Origin of the sequence: Streptococcus sanguinis SK49 (assembly GCF_000212815.1) — a bacterium.
Lineage (GTDB): Bacteria > Bacillota > Bacilli > Lactobacillales > Streptococcaceae > Streptococcus > Streptococcus sanguinis_C.
In genome coordinates this window covers 128,296-145,743 of record NZ_GL890985.1, presented here as the reverse complement: position 1 = coordinate 145,743, position 17,448 = coordinate 128,296, and the positions used below count along the sequence as shown (strand labels likewise).

The 17,448-nt window shown below is 44.3% G+C and carries 15 protein-coding genes and 9 tRNA genes; all 24 read right to left on the bottom strand.

Annotation, left to right across the window (positions count from 1 at the left end; translation table 11 throughout):
• Positions 1 to 32 precede the first annotated feature (32 nt).
• Positions 33 to 584 carry a phosphoribosylglycinamide formyltransferase gene (gene purN, locus HMPREF9380_RS10190; RefSeq protein WP_002931743.1) on the bottom strand — a complete coding sequence of 184 codons (552 nt, stop codon included), beginning with the start codon at positions 582 to 584 and terminating at the stop codon, positions 33 to 35.
• Positions 581 to 1,603 (bottom strand): phosphoribosylformylglycinamidine cyclo-ligase, encoded by a 1,023-nt coding sequence (gene purM, locus HMPREF9380_RS10195; protein WP_002931735.1) that lies wholly within the window; start codon positions 1,601 to 1,603, stop codon positions 581 to 583. The genes purN and purM overlap by 4 nt, the downstream gene beginning before the upstream one ends.
• A gap of 59 nt (positions 1,604 to 1,662) precedes the next feature.
• The gene (purF, locus tag HMPREF9380_RS10200) at positions 1,663 to 3,102 is read right to left on the bottom strand and encodes an amidophosphoribosyltransferase (RefSeq protein WP_032907466.1); all 1,440 of its coding nucleotides are present in this window, start codon (positions 3,100 to 3,102) and stop codon (positions 1,663 to 1,665) included.
• Between the two features lie 94 nt (positions 3,103 to 3,196).
• On the bottom strand, positions 3,197 to 6,931 hold the full coding sequence (locus tag HMPREF9380_RS10205; RefSeq protein ID WP_002931733.1) for a phosphoribosylformylglycinamidine synthase: 3,735 nt from the start codon (positions 6,929 to 6,931) through the stop codon (positions 3,197 to 3,199).
• 19 nt (positions 6,932 to 6,950) lie between these two features.
• Complete coding sequence (gene purC, locus HMPREF9380_RS10210) at positions 6,951 to 7,658, bottom strand: phosphoribosylaminoimidazolesuccinocarboxamide synthase (protein ID WP_002905710.1); 708 nt, start codon at positions 7,656 to 7,658, stop codon at positions 6,951 to 6,953.
• Between the two features lie 153 nt (positions 7,659 to 7,811).
• A complete protein-coding gene (locus HMPREF9380_RS10215) occupies positions 7,812 to 8,060 on the bottom strand; it encodes an acyl carrier protein (protein WP_002931732.1) in 249 nt (82 codons plus the stop codon).
• 2 nt (positions 8,061 to 8,062) lie between these two features.
• Positions 8,063 to 9,061 carry a phosphate acyltransferase PlsX gene (gene plsX, locus HMPREF9380_RS10220; RefSeq protein ID WP_002931731.1) on the bottom strand — a complete coding sequence of 333 codons (999 nt, stop codon included), beginning with the start codon at positions 9,059 to 9,061 and terminating at the stop codon, positions 8,063 to 8,065.
• A gap of 5 nt (positions 9,062 to 9,066) precedes the next feature.
• Positions 9,067 to 9,840, bottom strand: a complete 774-nt coding sequence (gene recO, locus HMPREF9380_RS10225; RefSeq protein ID WP_002931730.1) for a DNA repair protein RecO — start codon at positions 9,838 to 9,840, stop codon at positions 9,067 to 9,069.
• On the bottom strand, positions 9,833 to 11,005 hold the full coding sequence (locus tag HMPREF9380_RS10230; protein WP_002931729.1) for a pyridoxal phosphate-dependent aminotransferase: 1,173 nt from the start codon (positions 11,003 to 11,005) through the stop codon (positions 9,833 to 9,835). The genes recO and HMPREF9380_RS10230 overlap by 8 nt, the downstream gene beginning before the upstream one ends.
• A gap of 179 nt (positions 11,006 to 11,184) precedes the next feature.
• The gene (gene srtB, locus HMPREF9380_RS10235; RefSeq protein ID WP_002931728.1) at positions 11,185 to 12,015 is read right to left on the bottom strand and encodes a class B sortase, LPKTxAVK-specific; all 831 of its coding nucleotides are present in this window, start codon (positions 12,013 to 12,015) and stop codon (positions 11,185 to 11,187) included.
• 79 nt (positions 12,016 to 12,094) lie between these two features.
• The gene (locus HMPREF9380_RS10240; RefSeq protein WP_032907121.1) at positions 12,095 to 12,640 is read right to left on the bottom strand and encodes a prolipoprotein diacylglyceryl transferase; all 546 of its coding nucleotides are present in this window, start codon (positions 12,638 to 12,640) and stop codon (positions 12,095 to 12,097) included.
• A gap of 217 nt (positions 12,641 to 12,857) precedes the next feature.
• Positions 12,858 to 13,823 carry a ribose-phosphate diphosphokinase gene (locus HMPREF9380_RS10245; protein WP_002894321.1) on the bottom strand — a complete coding sequence of 322 codons (966 nt, stop codon included), beginning with the start codon at positions 13,821 to 13,823 and terminating at the stop codon, positions 12,858 to 12,860.
• Between the two features lie 124 nt (positions 13,824 to 13,947).
• Positions 13,948 to 15,141 (bottom strand): peptidoglycan hydrolase PcsB, encoded by a 1,194-nt coding sequence (gene pcsB / locus HMPREF9380_RS10250; protein ID WP_032907118.1) that lies wholly within the window; start codon positions 15,139 to 15,141, stop codon positions 13,948 to 13,950.
• A 96-nt stretch (positions 15,142 to 15,237) separates the two neighbouring features.
• Entirely contained in the window at positions 15,238 to 15,738 is a 501-nt protein-coding gene (gene mreD / locus HMPREF9380_RS10255; protein ID WP_002931722.1) for a rod shape-determining protein MreD, read from the bottom strand.
• Between the two features lies 1 nt (position 15,739).
• The gene (gene mreC / locus HMPREF9380_RS10260; RefSeq protein ID WP_002931720.1) at positions 15,740 to 16,555 is read right to left on the bottom strand and encodes a rod shape-determining protein MreC; all 816 of its coding nucleotides are present in this window, start codon (positions 16,553 to 16,555) and stop codon (positions 15,740 to 15,742) included.
• Positions 16,556 to 16,627: 72 nt separating this feature from the next.
• A tRNA-Ser gene (locus tag HMPREF9380_RS10265) sits at positions 16,628 to 16,715 on the bottom strand.
• 9 nt (positions 16,716 to 16,724) lie between these two features.
• A tRNA-Ile gene (locus HMPREF9380_RS10270) sits at positions 16,725 to 16,798 on the bottom strand.
• A gap of 33 nt (positions 16,799 to 16,831) precedes the next feature.
• Positions 16,832 to 16,902 (bottom strand) — tRNA-Gly (locus HMPREF9380_RS10275).
• 20 nt (positions 16,903 to 16,922) lie between these two features.
• Positions 16,923 to 16,995: transfer RNA gene (locus HMPREF9380_RS10280), tRNA-Phe, on the bottom strand.
• Between the two features lie 5 nt (positions 16,996 to 17,000).
• Positions 17,001 to 17,074 (bottom strand) — tRNA-Met (locus HMPREF9380_RS10285).
• Between the two features lie 19 nt (positions 17,075 to 17,093).
• Positions 17,094 to 17,183: transfer RNA gene (locus tag HMPREF9380_RS10290), tRNA-Ser, on the bottom strand.
• A 10-nt stretch (positions 17,184 to 17,193) separates the two neighbouring features.
• Positions 17,194 to 17,267: transfer RNA gene (locus HMPREF9380_RS10295), tRNA-Ile, on the bottom strand.
• A gap of 13 nt (positions 17,268 to 17,280) precedes the next feature.
• Positions 17,281 to 17,354: transfer RNA gene (locus HMPREF9380_RS10300), tRNA-Met, on the bottom strand.
• Positions 17,355 to 17,359: 5 nt separating this feature from the next.
• A tRNA-Pro gene (locus HMPREF9380_RS10305) sits at positions 17,360 to 17,433 on the bottom strand.
• Between the last annotated feature and the right edge of the window lie 15 nt (positions 17,434 to 17,448).

Genomic DNA, 17,448 nt, shown 5'->3' with positions numbered 1-17,448 from the left:
CAATATTGTACAATCAAAACTTGATTTACTTCCTACCTTCTCCCCACCCCTAAACTCTCAAGCACATGAGGATAGAGCTGATACTCGGCGGCATGGATGCGTTCTTCAAAACTTTCAATCGTATCATCGGCTAGTCGCGGCACGCGCACTTGCTGGATGATCTTGCCTGTGTCCACACCCGAGTCCACCCAGTGAACGGTCACACCGCTCTCAGAGACGCCAGCCTGCCAAGCATCCTCAATGCCATGAGCTCCTGGAAACTCGGGTAGATAGGCTGGGTGGATATTGATGATACGGCCTTCATAAGCACTAAGCAAGGTGGGCCCGACAATTTTCATATAGCCTGTCAGGCAAACCAAGTCAATCTGGTGCGCTTCTAGTAGGTCTACAATAGCTTGCTCGTAAGCCACCTTACTGTCAAATTCTCTGAGCTCAAAGGCATAGCTTTTGACACCTAGCTTATCCGCCCGCTCGAGCACATAGGCATCGCGATGGTCCGAAAAGACAAATTCAACAGGAAACTGCTCAGCAATCACTTGGAAATTTGATCCATTACCCGAAGCAAAAACGGCAATTTTTTTCATTTGATAAGGACACTTTCATTTTCTTTTTTGACAATCCGGCCAACTTCATAAACAGGCTCGGCAAGAAGTTCTTTGACACGATCCACATTTTCAGGCGCTACAGCCAAAATCATCCCTAATCCCATATTGAAGATTTCAAACATTTCTTGGTGCTTGATATGACCATATTTTTCTAAGGCCTTAAAAATCGGCAAGACTGGAATCTTGTCTTCTTCAATCTCAGCAGCCAAGTCATCGGAAAACATGCGAGGCACATTTTCGATAAAACCGCCACCGGTAATATGGGCAATCCCATGAACCAGCTTTTCCTTAATCAGCGGCAGCAAAGCCTTGACATAGATACGAGTCGGCTCAAGCAGCACTTCCTTAAGTTTCTTACCTTCCAATTCTGGCAGTTCTTCCTCACCCGTATAGTCCGCAAAGACACGGCGGACAAGCGAATAACCATTTGAATGGATACCGCTGGAAGCCAGCCCCAGAAGGACATCCCCCTCAGCCACTTTAGAGCCGTCAATAATTTCTGACTTCTCAGCAACTCCGACAGCAAAGCCAGCTAAATCATAGTCATCTTCACCGTACATGCCAGGCATTTCAGCGGTTTCCCCACCAATCAAGGCAGCTCCAGACTGAACACAGCCTTCAGCTACACCAGCAACAACTTGTTCGAGTTTAGCTGGTTCATTTTTCCCAGTGGCAATATAGTCTAGGAAGTAAAGGGGCTCAGCTCCTGCAGCAATGATGTCGTTGACACACATGGCTACACAATCCTGCCCAATGGTATCGTGCTTGTCATACTGAATGGCCAACATAAGCTTGGTTCCGACCCCATCCGTACCAGAAATCAGCACTGGCTCCTTGACCCCAGTCTGAGACAGGTCAAACATGCCGCCAAAGCCACCCAGCGCCCCCATGACGCCAGCCCGCTCTGTACGTGCTACATGTTTTTTGATTCGCTCAACAACTTCATAACCTGCTTCAACATCCACACCGGATTGAGCGTATGCATTTTTATTTGTCATAATTTTCTTCCTTACTCTTATTTTTGAAAAAGATTGCGACAACTACCGCTGACCTCGTTTTAATAAAAACTCGTCTTTTCCTTCAGGCTTTCCAGATAGCGCTCTTCATAATCATAGAGCGGAGTTGGGTACTGACCGTCAAAGTAAGCCACACAGAGTCCGCCATTCGGAGCATCCGTCTCAATACCGACTGATTCAATGAGACCTTCCAGAGACAGGTAAGTCAAGCTGTCAGCTCCTATAATCTCACAGACCTCATCAACCGTATGATTAGCCGAGATGAGCTCGCGTCGATTCTGAATATCAATGCCGTAAAAACATGGATATTTAAGTTCTGGACTGCCGATAGCCACATGGACTTCAGCTGCACCTGCATCTCGTAGGAGCTGGACGATACGTCGGCTGGTCGTTCCCCGCACGATAGAATCATCCACCATGACCACGCGCTTGCCCTTGACAATGCTAGAAACAGCAGATAATTTCATGCGAACTCCTTGCTCTCGCAACTCCTGCGTTGGCTGGATAAAAGTCCGTTGAATGTATTGATTTTTAATCAGGCCCATTTCATTTGGCAGGCCAGACTCTTCGGAAAAGCCAGAGGCCGCTGACAGGGAAGAATTAGGCACACCGACAACGATATCTGCCTCATGCTGGAATTCCTGAGCCAGCCTGCGGCCCATCCGCTTGCGGGCTGCATGGACATTGACCCCGTGAATGACGCTGTCCGGCCGAGCAAAATAGACATATTCCATTGAGCAAATAGCCAGCTGGGTATTTGCCGTATAGCTGTCATAGGTCACGCCTTCATCATCGATAATCACGATTTCCCCTGGCTCAAGGTCACGAACCCATTCGGCACCCACCACTTCAAAAGCACAGGTTTCACTGGAAACGACCCAGGCCCCATTTTTCATACGGCCGATGGACAGAGGACGAAAACCGTTAGGATCCAGCGCAGCGTAGAGCTTGTCCTCTCTCATGATGAGGTAGGCAAAGCCGCCCTGAACTCGTCTCAAGGATTCCTTGAGTTTGTCTAAGAAATTTTCCTGCTTACTATGGCGAATCAAGTGCATGAGAATTTCCGTATCAGACGAGCTGGCAAAGATGGAACCCTTCTTTTCCAACTCCCGTCTCAGTGAATGGGCATTGGTCAGATTGCCATTATGCGCCAAGCCCATCTGCATATCATAGAAACTGAAGAAGAAAGGCTGGACATTGTTGATGGAGGCTCCGCCAGACGTTGCATAGCGGACATGGCCAATAGCTGCTTCTCCTGTCAGATTATCCAAGTCTGCTGGGTTTTTAAAGACCTCTGCAACCAATCCCAAATCGCGGTGGCGTTTGAGCTTTCCGTGGTCGTTTGACAGGATACCAGCTCCTTCCTGACCGCGGTGCTGCAGACTGTGGAGTCCGAAATAGGTGACCTGAGCCGCCTGTGGATGACCCCAAATTCCAAAAATACCGCACTCTTCATTCAGTGACTTTACTTCGTATGTCATTGTTGTACCTAAATTCTTTTGTCTTGTAAAAGGGAGAAAACCTGGCCTTCCAGGCCAAGCAGACTCCTTTTTTGCTTGCTCTTGCAAGCCAACTTTATTCGTGACTCGCTTGGAAATAACGAACGGCGCTTTCAAACAATTTCTGGTCTTTCTGACCTGGAATATTTTGGAAAAGGCCGTCTTCATAACGTTCTGAGTGCCCCATCTTCCCGATGATTTGGCCGTTCTTGCTCATAATTCCTTCGATAGCGTAGAGAGAGCCGTTTGGATTATACTTGCTGTCCATGCTCGGCTGACCGTCAAAGTCTACGTACTGACTCCAAATCTGACCATTATCGCGCAGCTCAGCAAATTCCTCAGCCGTCACAACAAATTTCCCTTCACCATGTGAAACCGGAATGGCATGGATATCTCCCACTTGTACACCAGCTAGCCAAGGCGAGTTGGTATTGGCAATGCGGGTTTCAACCATCTTGGCCACATGCTGGTTGGCATCATTGTAAAAGAGAGTTGGGCTGTTAGCCCCTACTTCTTCGAAATTTCCGTAAGGAAGAAGACCGGATTTTACTAAAGCCTGGAATCCATTACAGATACCAATGATGAGACCGCCGCGAGCGATGAAAGCATCGATGGCTTTCTTGACCTTCTCGTTTAGCAAGATGTTGACGATAAACTTAGCTGACCCATCTGGCTCATCTGCAGCAGAGAAACCGCCTGCAAAGAAGACGATATTCGCTTTGTCAATATTGTCAACCATGCTGTCAACGGACTTGACAATGGCTGCTTCATCCAAAGTAACGAATGGAACTAGATTGACCTTGGCTCCAGCTGCTTCAAAGGCTTTGGCTGAATCGTATTCTGAGTTGGTTCCAGGGAAGACTGGAATATAAACCAGCGGCTCCGCTACTGTCTCTTTGGCTTTGATAACTGTATCAGAGACAAGAGCTGGCACTTCTTCAATAACTGTTTCCTGTTTAAATTCTGTCGGGTAGATAGGCTCTAGTCGGCCTTCAAAGCTTGCCAAAAGCTCTGCTCCCTCAAGCTGGACACCATTAACAATCAGGGTAAAGTCTGGCTTGGTCTGACCAATCTTCACCGCACCTGGAATATCCTGCTCCGAACTGGTAAAGACAAATCCGCCCAGCTGCGCCTGCAAAACGGAAGGCAAGTCAGCAACATCCACTTGAGCACCAATACGATTACCAAAGCTCATCAAGGCCAGACTCTCTGCCAGACCACCGTATTTAACAGCGGCAGCGGCTGTAATCTCATACTTGGCCTGAATGGCCGCAAAATTTTCAAAGTTATTCTTGATTAAGTCAAAGTCAATATCCTGAGACAGGATTTGCCCTGGTAGATAGTAAATAGCCTCTTCTGCCGCCTTAAACTCTGGAGACAGGATGCGCCCAGCAGTTGAAGTAGTCACGCCAAAAGCTACTAAGGTCGGCGGTACAGTCAATTCTTCAAAAGTTCCGCTCATGGAATCCTTGCCACCAATAGACGGCAAACCCAGCTGAATCTGAGCTTCAATCGAACCAAGCAGAGCAGAGACCGGCTGTCCAAAACGATCAGCCTGCTTGTCCATCCGCTCGAAGTATTCCTGGTAAGAGAAGCGAGCCTTGGACCAGTCCGAACCAGCAGCAACCAAGCGAGCTGTCGCTTCAATCACTGCATAAGCTGCTCCATGATAAGGCGACCAAGCTGCCACATAAGGATTGTAGCCCTGCGCCATCACAGAAACCGTCTCAGTCTTGCCATGCTCAACTGGCAGTTTCTGCACAGAAGCCTCAGTCGGCGTGATTTGGTAGCGCCCGCCGACAGGATGATTGACAGTAGAGCGGCCAACAGAGCTGTCAAAGATCGTCTGCAACCCCTTTTGACTGGTATGATTAAGGTCGCTGAGCAAGCTCTTGAGGTTCTGCTCCAAAGTCGCTTCAGAAGTCACAGTCTGCCCTGGCAGTGCTGCTTGAGCATCCACAACCTTGGCATCCACAACCACACGCACACCATTGGTATCTAGAAAACTCCGCTCAATATCCACGATAGTTCCCCCGTTCCAGTGCATGACCAGATTTGGCTTTTCTGTCACTTTTGCAACCACGACTGCCAACAGGTTTTCCTTAGCTGCTGCAGTGATAAATTGTTCCACATCTTCTGGGCGGACCACCACAGCCATCCGCTCCTGCGATTCAGAAATCGCGATTTCTGTACCGTTAAGTCCTTGGTATTTGAGCGGTACCTTGTCAAGGTCAATTTCCAGCCCATCTGCCAATTCGCCAATAGCCACACAAACACCACCAGCTCCAAAGTCATTGGATTTCTTGATGAGACGAGTCACATTGCCATCGCGGAAGAGACGCTGAATCTTGCGCTCCTCAATAGCATTTCCTTTTTGGACTTCCGCGCCAGCCGTCTCCACAGATGCAGCTGTCTGTACCTTGGACGAGCCAGTGGCTCCACCAACACCATCACGGCCCGTCTTGCCTCCCAGCAAGATGACCACATCACCTGCCGCTGGTTTTTCACGGACAACATTTTCCTTAGGAGCCGCACCGACAACTGCCCCAAGCTCCATCCGCTTGGCTACAAAGCCTGGATGGAAATACTCACGAACATAGGTCGTTGCTAGACCAATTTGATTCCCGTAAGAAGAATAGCCATGTGCAGCTGTTTTAGAAATGACCTGCTGAGGGAGCTTGCCAGTCCGCGTTTCAGCAATCGGTTGAGTAATATCGCCCGCACCTGAAATCCGCATAGCCTGATAAACATAAGAACGACCAGAAAGCGGATCACGAATGGCTCCTCCGATACAGGTCGCAGCCCCTCCAAAAGGTTCAATTTCTGTTGGGTGGTTATGGGTTTCATTTTTGAACATCAGCAGCCAAGGCTCCTTGATACCATCCACATCCACTTCAATCTCCACTGAGCAGGCATTGATCTCATCAGACACTTCCATGTCATCCAGACGGCCATTGGCTCGCTCGTAGCGACCAAAAATAGTCGCCATATCCATAAGAGTCTGCGGTTTGTCCCCACGTCCCAGCTCATCGCGCATAGCCAAGTATTTATCATAAGTGGCCTGCAGTTGCTTTTCAAACTTAGAAGCTGAAAAATCAATCTTCTTCAACTCTGTCTCAAAGGTCGTATGTCGGCAGTGATCAGACCAGTAAGTATCTAAAACCTTAAGCTCAGTCTCTGTCGGAAAACGGCCAATCGACTTGAAATAGTCTTGAATGAAGAGCAAATCTGCCACTTCCATAGCCAGACCATGCTCCTGCTTGTAGGCTTTAAAGTCCGCTTCCGTATAGTCCTTAAAGAAGTCCAGAACCGGAATGGTCTTGTCAGACTCAGAGAACTGCTCCAGTTGGATCGGCTGCTCAATATCTTTAAAGCGTGAATCAACTGGATTCAGCAAGTATTTCTTGATTGCTGCCAACTCGCTGTCTGAGATGTCTTTATTGACCAAATAAAGCTGAGCGGTTCTCACCAGGACATCTGTCCCAGCACCAAGCAAAAAGAGGGACTCCTGAGAGCTGGCTGCCCGCTGGTCAAACTGACCAGGCAGCGCTTCGATAGCAAAAAACGCTGTCTCTGCAAGTGCAGCCTCTACTTCCTCCTCCGTCAGTAATCTATCTGTCACCTGCTCAGAGAAAATATGCTTTTCAGCCCGAGCGACCAAATCTTCTGCCAGATGAAAGACATCATAAACTTGAATCATCCGAAGATCTGACAATGTTTTCAACTGAAGATTATGCGTCAGCTCTCTCACCAAGCTCTGTGACTTCACACCGAAGTTGCTCTTCTTCTCTACAAAAATACGCTTGTCCATGATTTTTCACACCCTGCCCTTACTTAATCGCCTGCAATTTTTCCCAAACAACCTGATAGACATCTGTCAGTTCACCAAGGCCACGCCGGAAAACATCCTTGTCCATGTGATGGCCTTCCGCATCCCAGAGACGGCAATTATCTGGTGAAAATTCGTCTGCCAGAATAATCTTGCCATCTTTGTCAAAGCCGAACTCTAACTTGAAATCAATCAATTTCAGTCCGATTTGGCGGAACCAGTCTGACAAGAGTTCATTAATCCGACGAGTTTCTTCTTTCAAAAAGGCAATTTCTTGATCGCTGGCAATCTTCAAAAATTTCACGTGTTCGTCATTGATGAAAGGATCGTCCAAATCATCATTTTTGTAGTAAAATTCCACAATCGGAGTTTCAAGCGCGATACCCTCTTCTACTCCAAAACGTTTGGAAAAAGAACCTGCTGTGTAGTTGCGCAGCACCACTTCCAAAGGAATAATCTCTACTTTTTTATTTAGCTGGTCGGTATCCGAAACCTTCTCAATGAAATGCGTCGCCACACCAGCTGCATTGAGTTTTTCAAAAATAAAAGATGAAATCTGGTTGTTGAGCACTCCTTTACCAGCAATCTGCTCCTTCTTGACTCCATTAAAAGCCGTTGCCTGGTCCTTGTAGCGTGCCAGAATGACTTGCTCATCATCTGTAGAGAAAATATCCTTAGCTTTTCCCGAATATAACAACTTATTAGACATTTTAATATTCGCCTTTCGTGGTTTTATACCCTCATTCTATCATCTTTAAATACATTTTACAAGAAATTCCGTATAAACTTTCTATGCCCATCTAAAGAAATCGTTTCCTTTCCAAGATACGAAAAAAGACCGGAAGATACCGATCTTTGATTTTTAATGTTGCTTCTTCAGTTCCTCATGGATATAAGCCACCACATCGGAAATTGTTTTGAAGTTATCCATATCCTCATCAGGAATCTCAATATCAAAAGCTTCTTCCAGATTGATGATAAATTCCATCAAATCAACAGAGTCCACTCCCAGCTCCTCTTTCAAGCTCAGTTCTGGAGTGATATGCAGCTTCCTGCTGTCATGTTCTTGAATGATTTCGACAATTTTTGCATAAATTTCTTTTTCGCTCATGTTTACTCCTTTACATCTGAAAATTCAACGACCGATTTACCAACAACATCTGTTTCCAGCATGGTCCGAATCTGACGAATCGTGCTATAGACAGCCTTAGCATCGCTAGATCCATGCGTTTTGACAACAGGCGCTTTCAAACCGAATAGAACTGCACCGCCTGCACTAGAATAGTCCAGACTATTCTTGAGCCCTCGCAGGCTGTCCTTGAGCAGCCAAGCTCCTAATTTAGCCTTGAAACCACCGCCTAAAATAGACTTCTTCAGCTGACCCATAATACTGATAGCAGTTCCTTCGATTGATTTCAGAACGGCATTGCCAGTAAAACCATCTGCAACGACAACATCTGCCACATCCTCCATCAAATCACGCGCTTCTACATTACCGATAAAGTTAAGTGTCGAATCCCCAGCTAAAAGCTCATAGGCTTCCTTGCGCAGAGGGTCACCCTTGCTACTTTCCGTTCCGTTATTCAAAAGACCCACCCGCGGCTTCTTGATTCCTCGGACATTTTCAGCATAGAAAGAACCCAAAGTCGCATACTGATGTAAATGATGGGCTGTGTTTTCAGCATTGGCTCCCAGATCCAGCATATCAAATCCCTGACCGCCAACCGTTGGCATAGTAGATAGGAGACCCGGTCGGTCAATGTTCTTGATACGCCCTACGATAAAGAAACCTGCCGCCAAAAGCGCTCCAGTATTTCCAGCAGACAGCATGGCATCTGCTTCCCCTGCCTTCACAGCCTTAGCTGCCAGCACCATACTAGCCTCTTTCTTCTGACGAATGGCCTTGGTCGGCTCGTCGTCCGAGTCAATCTTCTCCTCCGTGTGGATGATGCGGACCCGCTCACCAGCAGTCAGATAAGGCTTGATTTTCGCCTCATCGCCATAAAGGAGAATTTCAATATCCGAAAACTCCTGTACTGCTTGATTGACTCCTTCGACCAGAGCCTGAGGGGCATTGTCCCCTCCCATAGCATCAACAGCTATTTTTTTCATTCGATTTATTCCTCGTTCTTATCTTTTAAAATGCTTCCCCAGTCTCCCAGAGAATCTATAAATTTTTTGGATTTGAGATGGATGCCGACATATTCATCATAGAGCAGGTCGATAAAATCCCGCAGCTGCTTTTTAATATCTGGCTTCAAAGAAATGGTCTCCAATTCGCTAAAGCGGACCGCCTGAAATTGGTCCAGCAAAAAAGGAAGATTGGGATTCAGATGACAGCGCCGTTCATCCTGATGGTAATGATCAGGGCAAAGAACTCCGCTATATTTGAAAGAAAAGTCAAAAGGCAGACTCGTCCGATGACAAAAAGCACAGTCATGGAAGTTCAGCGAAACCCCAAAACGTGACAAAATCTGAATCTCAAAGATATTGGTCAGCACCTCATAGTCCAGACCATTATTCATCAGCTCCAGAGTTTTCTGCAGAAAAGCAAAGAGCGCCGGATCCGGCTGATTGTCCTGAAGGCTGGCATCTGCCAAGGCTGCCACATAACTGGCATAGGCCATGATGAATAAGTCCTCATTGATGCGATGGTAGGTGACCACATCCTGATAGTCCTCGATATAGCTAAGACCATCATCATTGATTTTCATCAGCAAATTCGCCGCAGTCAAAGGCTGAATGACAGGTGCTAGCTTGGATTTACCAGCATGCTTGACAAAAAACATACGCTTACCAGCCTGTTCCGTAAAGATCTTGACCAGCTTATCATCCTCACGGAAATTGCGGTTATAGAGAACCAGACCTTGACTTGTTAGAGATTTAAGCATAGTCCTCCATATAGTCCTTGAGGCGTTTCAGGGCTTCTCTAATCGTCTCCATACTAGCCGCATAGGACAGACGAATATAACCTTCCCCGTATTGACCAAAAGATGCTCCCGGGATAAAGGCCACGGCCTTCTTCTCTGCAAAATCCTGCAGAAAGGCGAACGAATCTTGATTATAACCGTCTGGTATCTTAGCAAAAATATAAAAAGCCCCATCTGGTTTGATAATCTTAAAGCCTAGCTCAGCCATTTTCTCTATGATATAATCGCGACGCTGAATATACTCAGCCTTCATTGGCTCCGCATCATCTTTCCCAACTGTCAGCGCTTCAATGCCGGCAAACTGAGCCATAGTATTGGCCGCTGTTACGAGATACTGATGGCTCTTAATCAGCTGAGCAGTGAAAACTGCTGGAGCAAAGATAAAGCCTAGCCGCCAGCCAGTCATGGCATGAGACTTAGACAGGCCGTTGATGACAATGGTTTGGTCTGGCAGATACTCCGCGATGGAGACATGCCCCTGCTCTGTATAGGTCAGCTCAGAATAGACCTCATCGCAGACCACAAAGACTTGGTATTTTCCTAGGACATCCGCCAGAGCTTTGATCTGCTCCCGCGAATAAGTCACGCCGGTCGGATTGGCTGGATAATTGAGAATGACTGCTTTTAGCTGCTCACCCTGTTCTAAAATAGCTGCTTCTAGCATCTCTGGAGTGAGGACAAAGTTATTGGCCGTTGTATCAATCTCGACAATCTCTGCCCCTACTAGATTGACAATGGGCTCATAGCCTGGATAAGCAGGAGCTGGCAGCAAGACCTTGTCTCCTTCTTCTAAAATGGCTGTCAGCGTAGCTGACAAGGCCTCTGTCGCCCCAATCGTGACCAAGACCTCATCTTCTGGGCGATAGTGCAGACTGTACTTTTCTTTCACAAAGCTGCTGGCCGCCTGACGCAACCCCAAGAGACCGCTCATACCAGTGTAGTGACTTTGATTAGCATCAATCGCCGCCTTGGCTGCTTCTTTGATATGATCCGGTGTTGTAAAGTCCGGCTCCCCTAAGGTTAGCCGAAGAACTCCCGGAATAGCAGAAATCGATTGGTCAAATTGACGAATCAACGAAATTTCTATTTTTCCTAAATTTTTATTAAATTTCTTACTTAAATCCATACATACCTCCAGCCGCTCAATAGAACTATTATACTATAAATGCAGAAGCATAGCAAAAGCTATTACATGATTTTCCATACAGAGAAAAGGACTAAGATTGCACTCAGTCCCTTTTTCCTTGCCTTAAAATTCTTCTCTGAAAGATAGTGGATATAGCTGCATCTCACGTGACTGGCCAGTCAACGAGTCGGTGTATAAGTTAATTCCTTGCCATGCTTGGTCAGAAAATCTTCCAATTCCGAATCAGGAATCTGCCGCAAATAAAGGTTAGAACGAATCGTGTCGTCTTCTTCACGGCAGGTTGAAAGAACCACATACCGGTCACTCGCCTTAATCTTTATCTTGGGATCCTTTGTCCGAGCAGCCTCATAGATATTTCTAAGCTGAGTTGTAAAGTCCTCGTCATCCTTAAACTCCGTCCGATAAAAAGCTGTCTCTTCCGGCACGATGACCAGTCCCATAGCTTGATAATAATACTTACGCTCAGGAGTCTCAATCACAACATATCTATGTTTATCAAAATAATCTTGACGATCATAGTAGTTTACATCATTAAACATACGATGATCTCCAGCCTTGCTGCCCCGAGCATGCCCGAAAAGCCAAGTCAAACGATCGCTGAAATCTTTATGGTTATCCATATCCATAAAGACTGTTCCCATAAAGGGCTCATGTTGCCCTTCAAACGTCTTATCCAAATAAGTGGCATTATCACTGGTTTGCACCACTGGCTCATCGAGTTGTGTACCTGGTGCATAGACATAGGCTACCGTTTCCGGATTAACAGCTTTCAATTCTTTAAAACGATTAGCTAGATAATTTATCTCTTCGGTACTAGGTTCATATTTCTTATTGGATTTATCAGAGAATTCTTTAATTTGCTGATTTTTATGAACATTAAGTATTTGAAATACTAAAGCAGCTACTAAACTGATAGACATTAAAACAATTAAAATTCTAATAAGTCTTTTTCTAGCAAAAATCTTTCTTTCATTATTTTTTTTTAACATATAAAATCCCTTGTTTATTCTTAAAAAATATCACTGAGTCTTTGACTCAGTGATATAATTGTGTCAGTAAAAATATATCTTATTTGACTGCACTTGTTTTTGGAAGAGAACCTTCTTCTTCGTCAGGTGTAACTTCAGATTTCTTCTCTTCCTTTTTAGTTGATGACTGCTTCGCCTTATTTCTATCAACAGATTTAGTAGAGTTAGCCGCCTTGGACGGTATAGTCCCGGCAGATTTTACTGTTGCCTCGCTACTATCATTAACTACCTCATCACTCGATGATGGTGTACTTGCAGGATTCTTAGTTTCAGTTTCTGAAGATGTAGCTGAAGTTCCCTCACCTATAACAAGAACCTTATTACCAGCTTGATCTTCAATAACTGTATCCTGTCCGATTGGAGCTTTTTTAGCCTCAGTAACCTGCTGATCTAAAGCAGACTGAGTAGATTTATGCTCTAACAACGCATCAATAACTTTCCGTGCTTCATCATCTGTAGTTCCCTGAGGCACTTCATTATTCTCAATGTCCGAAACATGTATACTACCCGATTCTTCTGCGGATATAGGAAGAATCGTTCCAAATAGCACCATAAATACTACACTGGTTAACAAAACCTTTTTCACTGTTTCATCCCCTTTTTCTTTTTAAAACCGTTGTAACTCCCTTGTCACTCACTATTAGTATAGTGTTATAAATAACAAAAGTCAAGAGTTTTTCAAATTTTTTAAATAGTTAGTGATAATTACAAAAATCATATACTATTTAATCTATATAACCCTATAGATCGTACGTTTTTAGAAAATAATTAATTAAAAATAGATAGAACTTTTGTTCTATCTATTATTTCTTCCCTATTTCAAACAAGGGTGATAGCGGCCGTTTTTCATGAATACGGACAATGGCTTCCCCTAAAAGATGTGCAATTGAAATCTGCTCAATCTTATCAATTAAGCGCTCTTGGGGCAGATAAATCGTATCCAGCACAACCAATTTTTTAATCGCCGATTTTTGAATATTATCCATAGCAGGACCAGACAAGACTGGATGAGTGCAGCTAGCATAGACTTCTACAGCCCCTGCTTCAGCGAGAGCGTCAGCTGCATGGCAGATAGTCCCTGCTGTATCAATCATATCATCAATTAAGATACAAGTTTTTCCTTCCACCTTACCAATGATGTTCATAACTTCACTGCTATTCATCTTGTCCACACTGCGACGCTTATCAATAATCGCAATCGGGGTTTTCAGAAACTCTGCTAACTTACGAGCCCGACTCACACCACCATGGTCAGGACTGACTACCACATAGTCTCCTCCTGTCATATTACGGCGCTCAAAGTAATCAGCAATCAAAGGTGCACCCATCAAGTGATCCACTGGAATATCAAAGAAGCCCTGGATTTGCGCTGCGTGCAAGTCAATAGTCAGCATCCGATCCACACCAGCGATTTCCAACATATTAGCAACTAATTTAGATGTAATTGGCTCACGAGCTCTAGCCTTGCGATCCTGCCGAGCATAGCCATAGTAAGGCATGACAACGTTGATGGATTCAGCACTAGCCCGTTTCAAAGCATCTACCATAATCAAGATTTCCATCAAATTATCATTGACTGGCGAGCTGGTAGATTGCAAAATAAAGACGTGTTTCCCTCGAATAGATTCTTCAATATTCACTTGAATCTCCCCATCAGAGAACTGACGGACAGTTGATTTCCCAAGTGGCAATCCAATCTCTTGAGCAACACGCTGCGCTAATTCTTGATTAGAAGAAAGAGCAAAGAGTTTTAAATCAGAAAAAGACATGATTCCCTCCAGATTCTAAATCGTCTTTCATTGTCCAATTACAACTTTTCCCAACTACCATTGTAACTTTTTTCAGTTGATTTTTCAATTAAAAATAAAAAACGCCAGAGGCGCTTTTTACTGATTAGTTCGGATAAATATATGAAACTGTACCTTGTGCAGTTGTTGGATTAAACCATCCACGGTAGTTACCGATTGATTGTTGTCCAAGGTAGTTTGCTTCTGATACTTGGATACTTGTAGTAGATTGAACAGCTGTTACTACTGCAACGTGTCCGTATCCACCGTCAGTCCAACATGCAATCGCTCCAACTTCTGGCTGTGAACCAACACGGAAGCCTGCTGCTGCTGCACTTGCAGACCATTGTCCACCATTACCCCAGTAATCGCCAGCCCAAGGAGCTAATGTCTTAGCACCCCAAGTACATTGACCTACTGGATAAGAAGATGCAGATGAGCTATAAACTGGTCTATTCGCACGGGCAACAGACTGAACAACTGCTGGTGCTGAGGCACCTGAATTATTAACTGCTTGAACTTGCGCTTGTAACGTAGTATTTCCAGAAGCTACAATTGCTTGTTGTTGGGCAGTCTGTTCTGCTTTATATGCAGCTTCACGAGCTGCTGCTTCTTCAGCAGCTTTTTGAGCTGCTGCTTTCTGTTCAAGTAAACTATTCTTTTCACCTTCAGCAGTTGCTTTTTCAGCAGCAAGTGCCGCTTGAGCTGCTTTTAATTCTGCTTGTTTAGTAGCCAAAGTCTGCTCGTCATCTGCTAATTGTTGTTGATTAGCGATAACAGTATTAATTGCTTGATTATTTGCAACTTGTTTTTCAGAAATCGCTTCTTTATCTTTCTTTTGTTGTTCCAGCATCTTGTTATTTGCTGCAACAATTTCGCTCATAGCTGTAACACGTGAAATAGCTTCCGTTACAGAACTAGAATTGATTACTGTATTGATATAGCTAGTAGCACTTCCACTTGTCTGCGCACTCCGTGCTTGATTTGCAAGCGACTCATTACGAGCTACGATATTTTTAGACAGTTCGTCAATCTCAGCAGAAAGTTTTGCAGATTCAGCAGACAATTTTTCATTTTCTGCTTTAAGCTCTTCTTGTTGCTTTTGAATAGCAGATACTTGTCCTTGAATTTCGTTAACTTGTGTCTGCGCAGTTTGTTCTTGCTCTGTTAAACTATTAATCTTGCTGTCTTGTGCAGCAATCTTTTCATCAGTTGTCTCCGCTTTAACGCTCACAAGTGCAGCTCCTTGTGAAAGGATAACTGTACTCAATAAAATTGATGTGAGTAGTTTTTTCTTCATAAAAATAATACACTCCTTCTTATAAGACATTAACTAGTATACCAGAAAATGCTGTATCATATGTTACGCCTTTATTACATTTTTATTTCTTGTTTATCATAAATACATTTTTTCGAAAATAGGCTGAAAAATGAGGAATATCAAGCTATTGAGGAGGATAGTCGGTACTAGGCTACTAAGGACAAATGCCTGAAAATTAAGACTAGAAAGATTCAAAAATACTGCAAAAGTAAAACTGATTAATTCAAATAAAAATACAAGAATCAAAACAGATAAAAAGCGAGTAAATTTATTTAAAAGCATAGTCGAACTAGACTGACAAACCAAGAGACTTAAAAGAGGAAAAAGAATAAGAGCAATACCGATGGTATGAAAATAGTAAACATCGTAAATCAGCCCCAGACAGCAAAACAAGAGAATATTGTAGTTTCTAGAAAGGTTGATGGAAACAAAAAGCATGAAAATAAAGATAAAATGACTGACTAAATGCCATTGTAAAGGCAGAATATTAGCCAGAAAAGTCGAAATCTGCCCATCAATCAGTAAAACAAAAAATAAAATAATAGGAGTCAAAAGATGTTCTTTAATATCTCTCATATCAGTTCCCTACCAACATTACAGCACGGATATCCGACAAATCCGCAGCCGGCTTAACCAGAACAATCTTGTTTAACTGATCCTTAGCCTCAGACACGGAAAGTACCTTACCGACAGGAATATTTTCTGCATTATAAGCACCCAAGCCACTGGTTGCCACCTCATCTCCCTCTTTTATATCTTCAGCACTATTTAACTGACTGATGATATAAGCAGAGTTTTTTTCATCATATCCAGTAATAATCCCATAAATTGGACCAGACTTCGTTTGAATCCTAACAGAAATTTTAGTTGAATTTTCCTCGTTAGTCAATAGAGAAACTAAGCTAGACTGACTACTGGTTTCAGAAACACTTCCTACTAGACCACCATTAGCGACTACTAGCATAGCATCTGTCACATTATCAGATGTCCCTTTGTCAATGGTCAGCTCATTTTTCCAGGATGCTGGCGTACGGGCAATCACTTCGCTGGCAATTTGTATTTGATTTTTATCAGCCTCTTTAAATTCCAGAAGTTTTCTCAACTGTTCGTTCTCATCTTCTAAGGAATCTGCCTTCCCAGCCTTTTCCTCAACCTTATAAAGAATTTTCTTGAGCTGCTGATTCTCTCTATAAGTAGACATCAAATCTGACATTTCTTCTTTTTTATCAGCTACAAAAGCAAAAGGAGAGCCAACAAGTCTATCTACCAATGAAATAATATTTGAAGTAGTTGATACAAACCAACTTGAAGAGGTAGATAAGATAAGTATCGTCATTGCAACAACTAATACAAAAAAAGAAATCAAAAACTTAGACTTTTTAAATCGATTCATCAGAAAAACCTCACTAAACAGGACGAGAAAGTATAAGAAAAGGAGATAGCAAACGCTAAACTCCTCATTATACGGAGAATGGGGGATTCGAACCCCCGCGCCGGTTACCCGACCTAACGATTTAGCAAACCGTCCTCTTCAGCCTCTTGAGTAATTCTCCAATATTTAATGGGCACGAGTGGACTCGAACCACCGACCTCACGCTTATCAGGCGTGCGCTCTAACCACCTGAGCTACGCGCCCAAGTTTGAAAACTTGGTATGAACTTTCGTTCAAAGCGGGTGACGAGAATCGAACTCGCGACAACAGCTTGGAAGGCTGTAGTTTTACCACTAAACTACACCCGCATCACCACTATGATAATGTATGGCGCGAGACGGAATCGAACCGCCGACACATGGAGCTTCAATCCATTGCTCTACCAACTGAGCTACCGAGCCAACTATTGCGGGAGCAGGATTTGAACCTACGACCTTCGGGTTATGAGCCCGACGAGCTACCTAGCTGCTCCATCCCGCGTCAATACTATTCGTCCCTAAGGAGGATGTGGGATTCGAACCCACGCACGCTTTTACACGCCTGACGGTTTTCAAGACCGTTCCCTTCAGCCGGACTTGGGTAATCCTCCAAGATAACTATGGACCTTGTAGGACTTGAACCTACGACCACTCGGTTATGAGCCGAGAGCTCTAACCAGCTGAGCTAAAGGTCCGACAAGATCATTATAGCGGCGAAGGGGATCGAACCCCCGACCTCCCGGGTATGAACCGGACGCTCTAGCCAGCTGAGCTACACCGCCATCTATCGGGAAGACAGGATTCGAACCTGCGACACCTTGGTCCCAAACCAAGTACTCTACCAAGCTGAGCTACTTCCCGAACTTAAGTTATTAC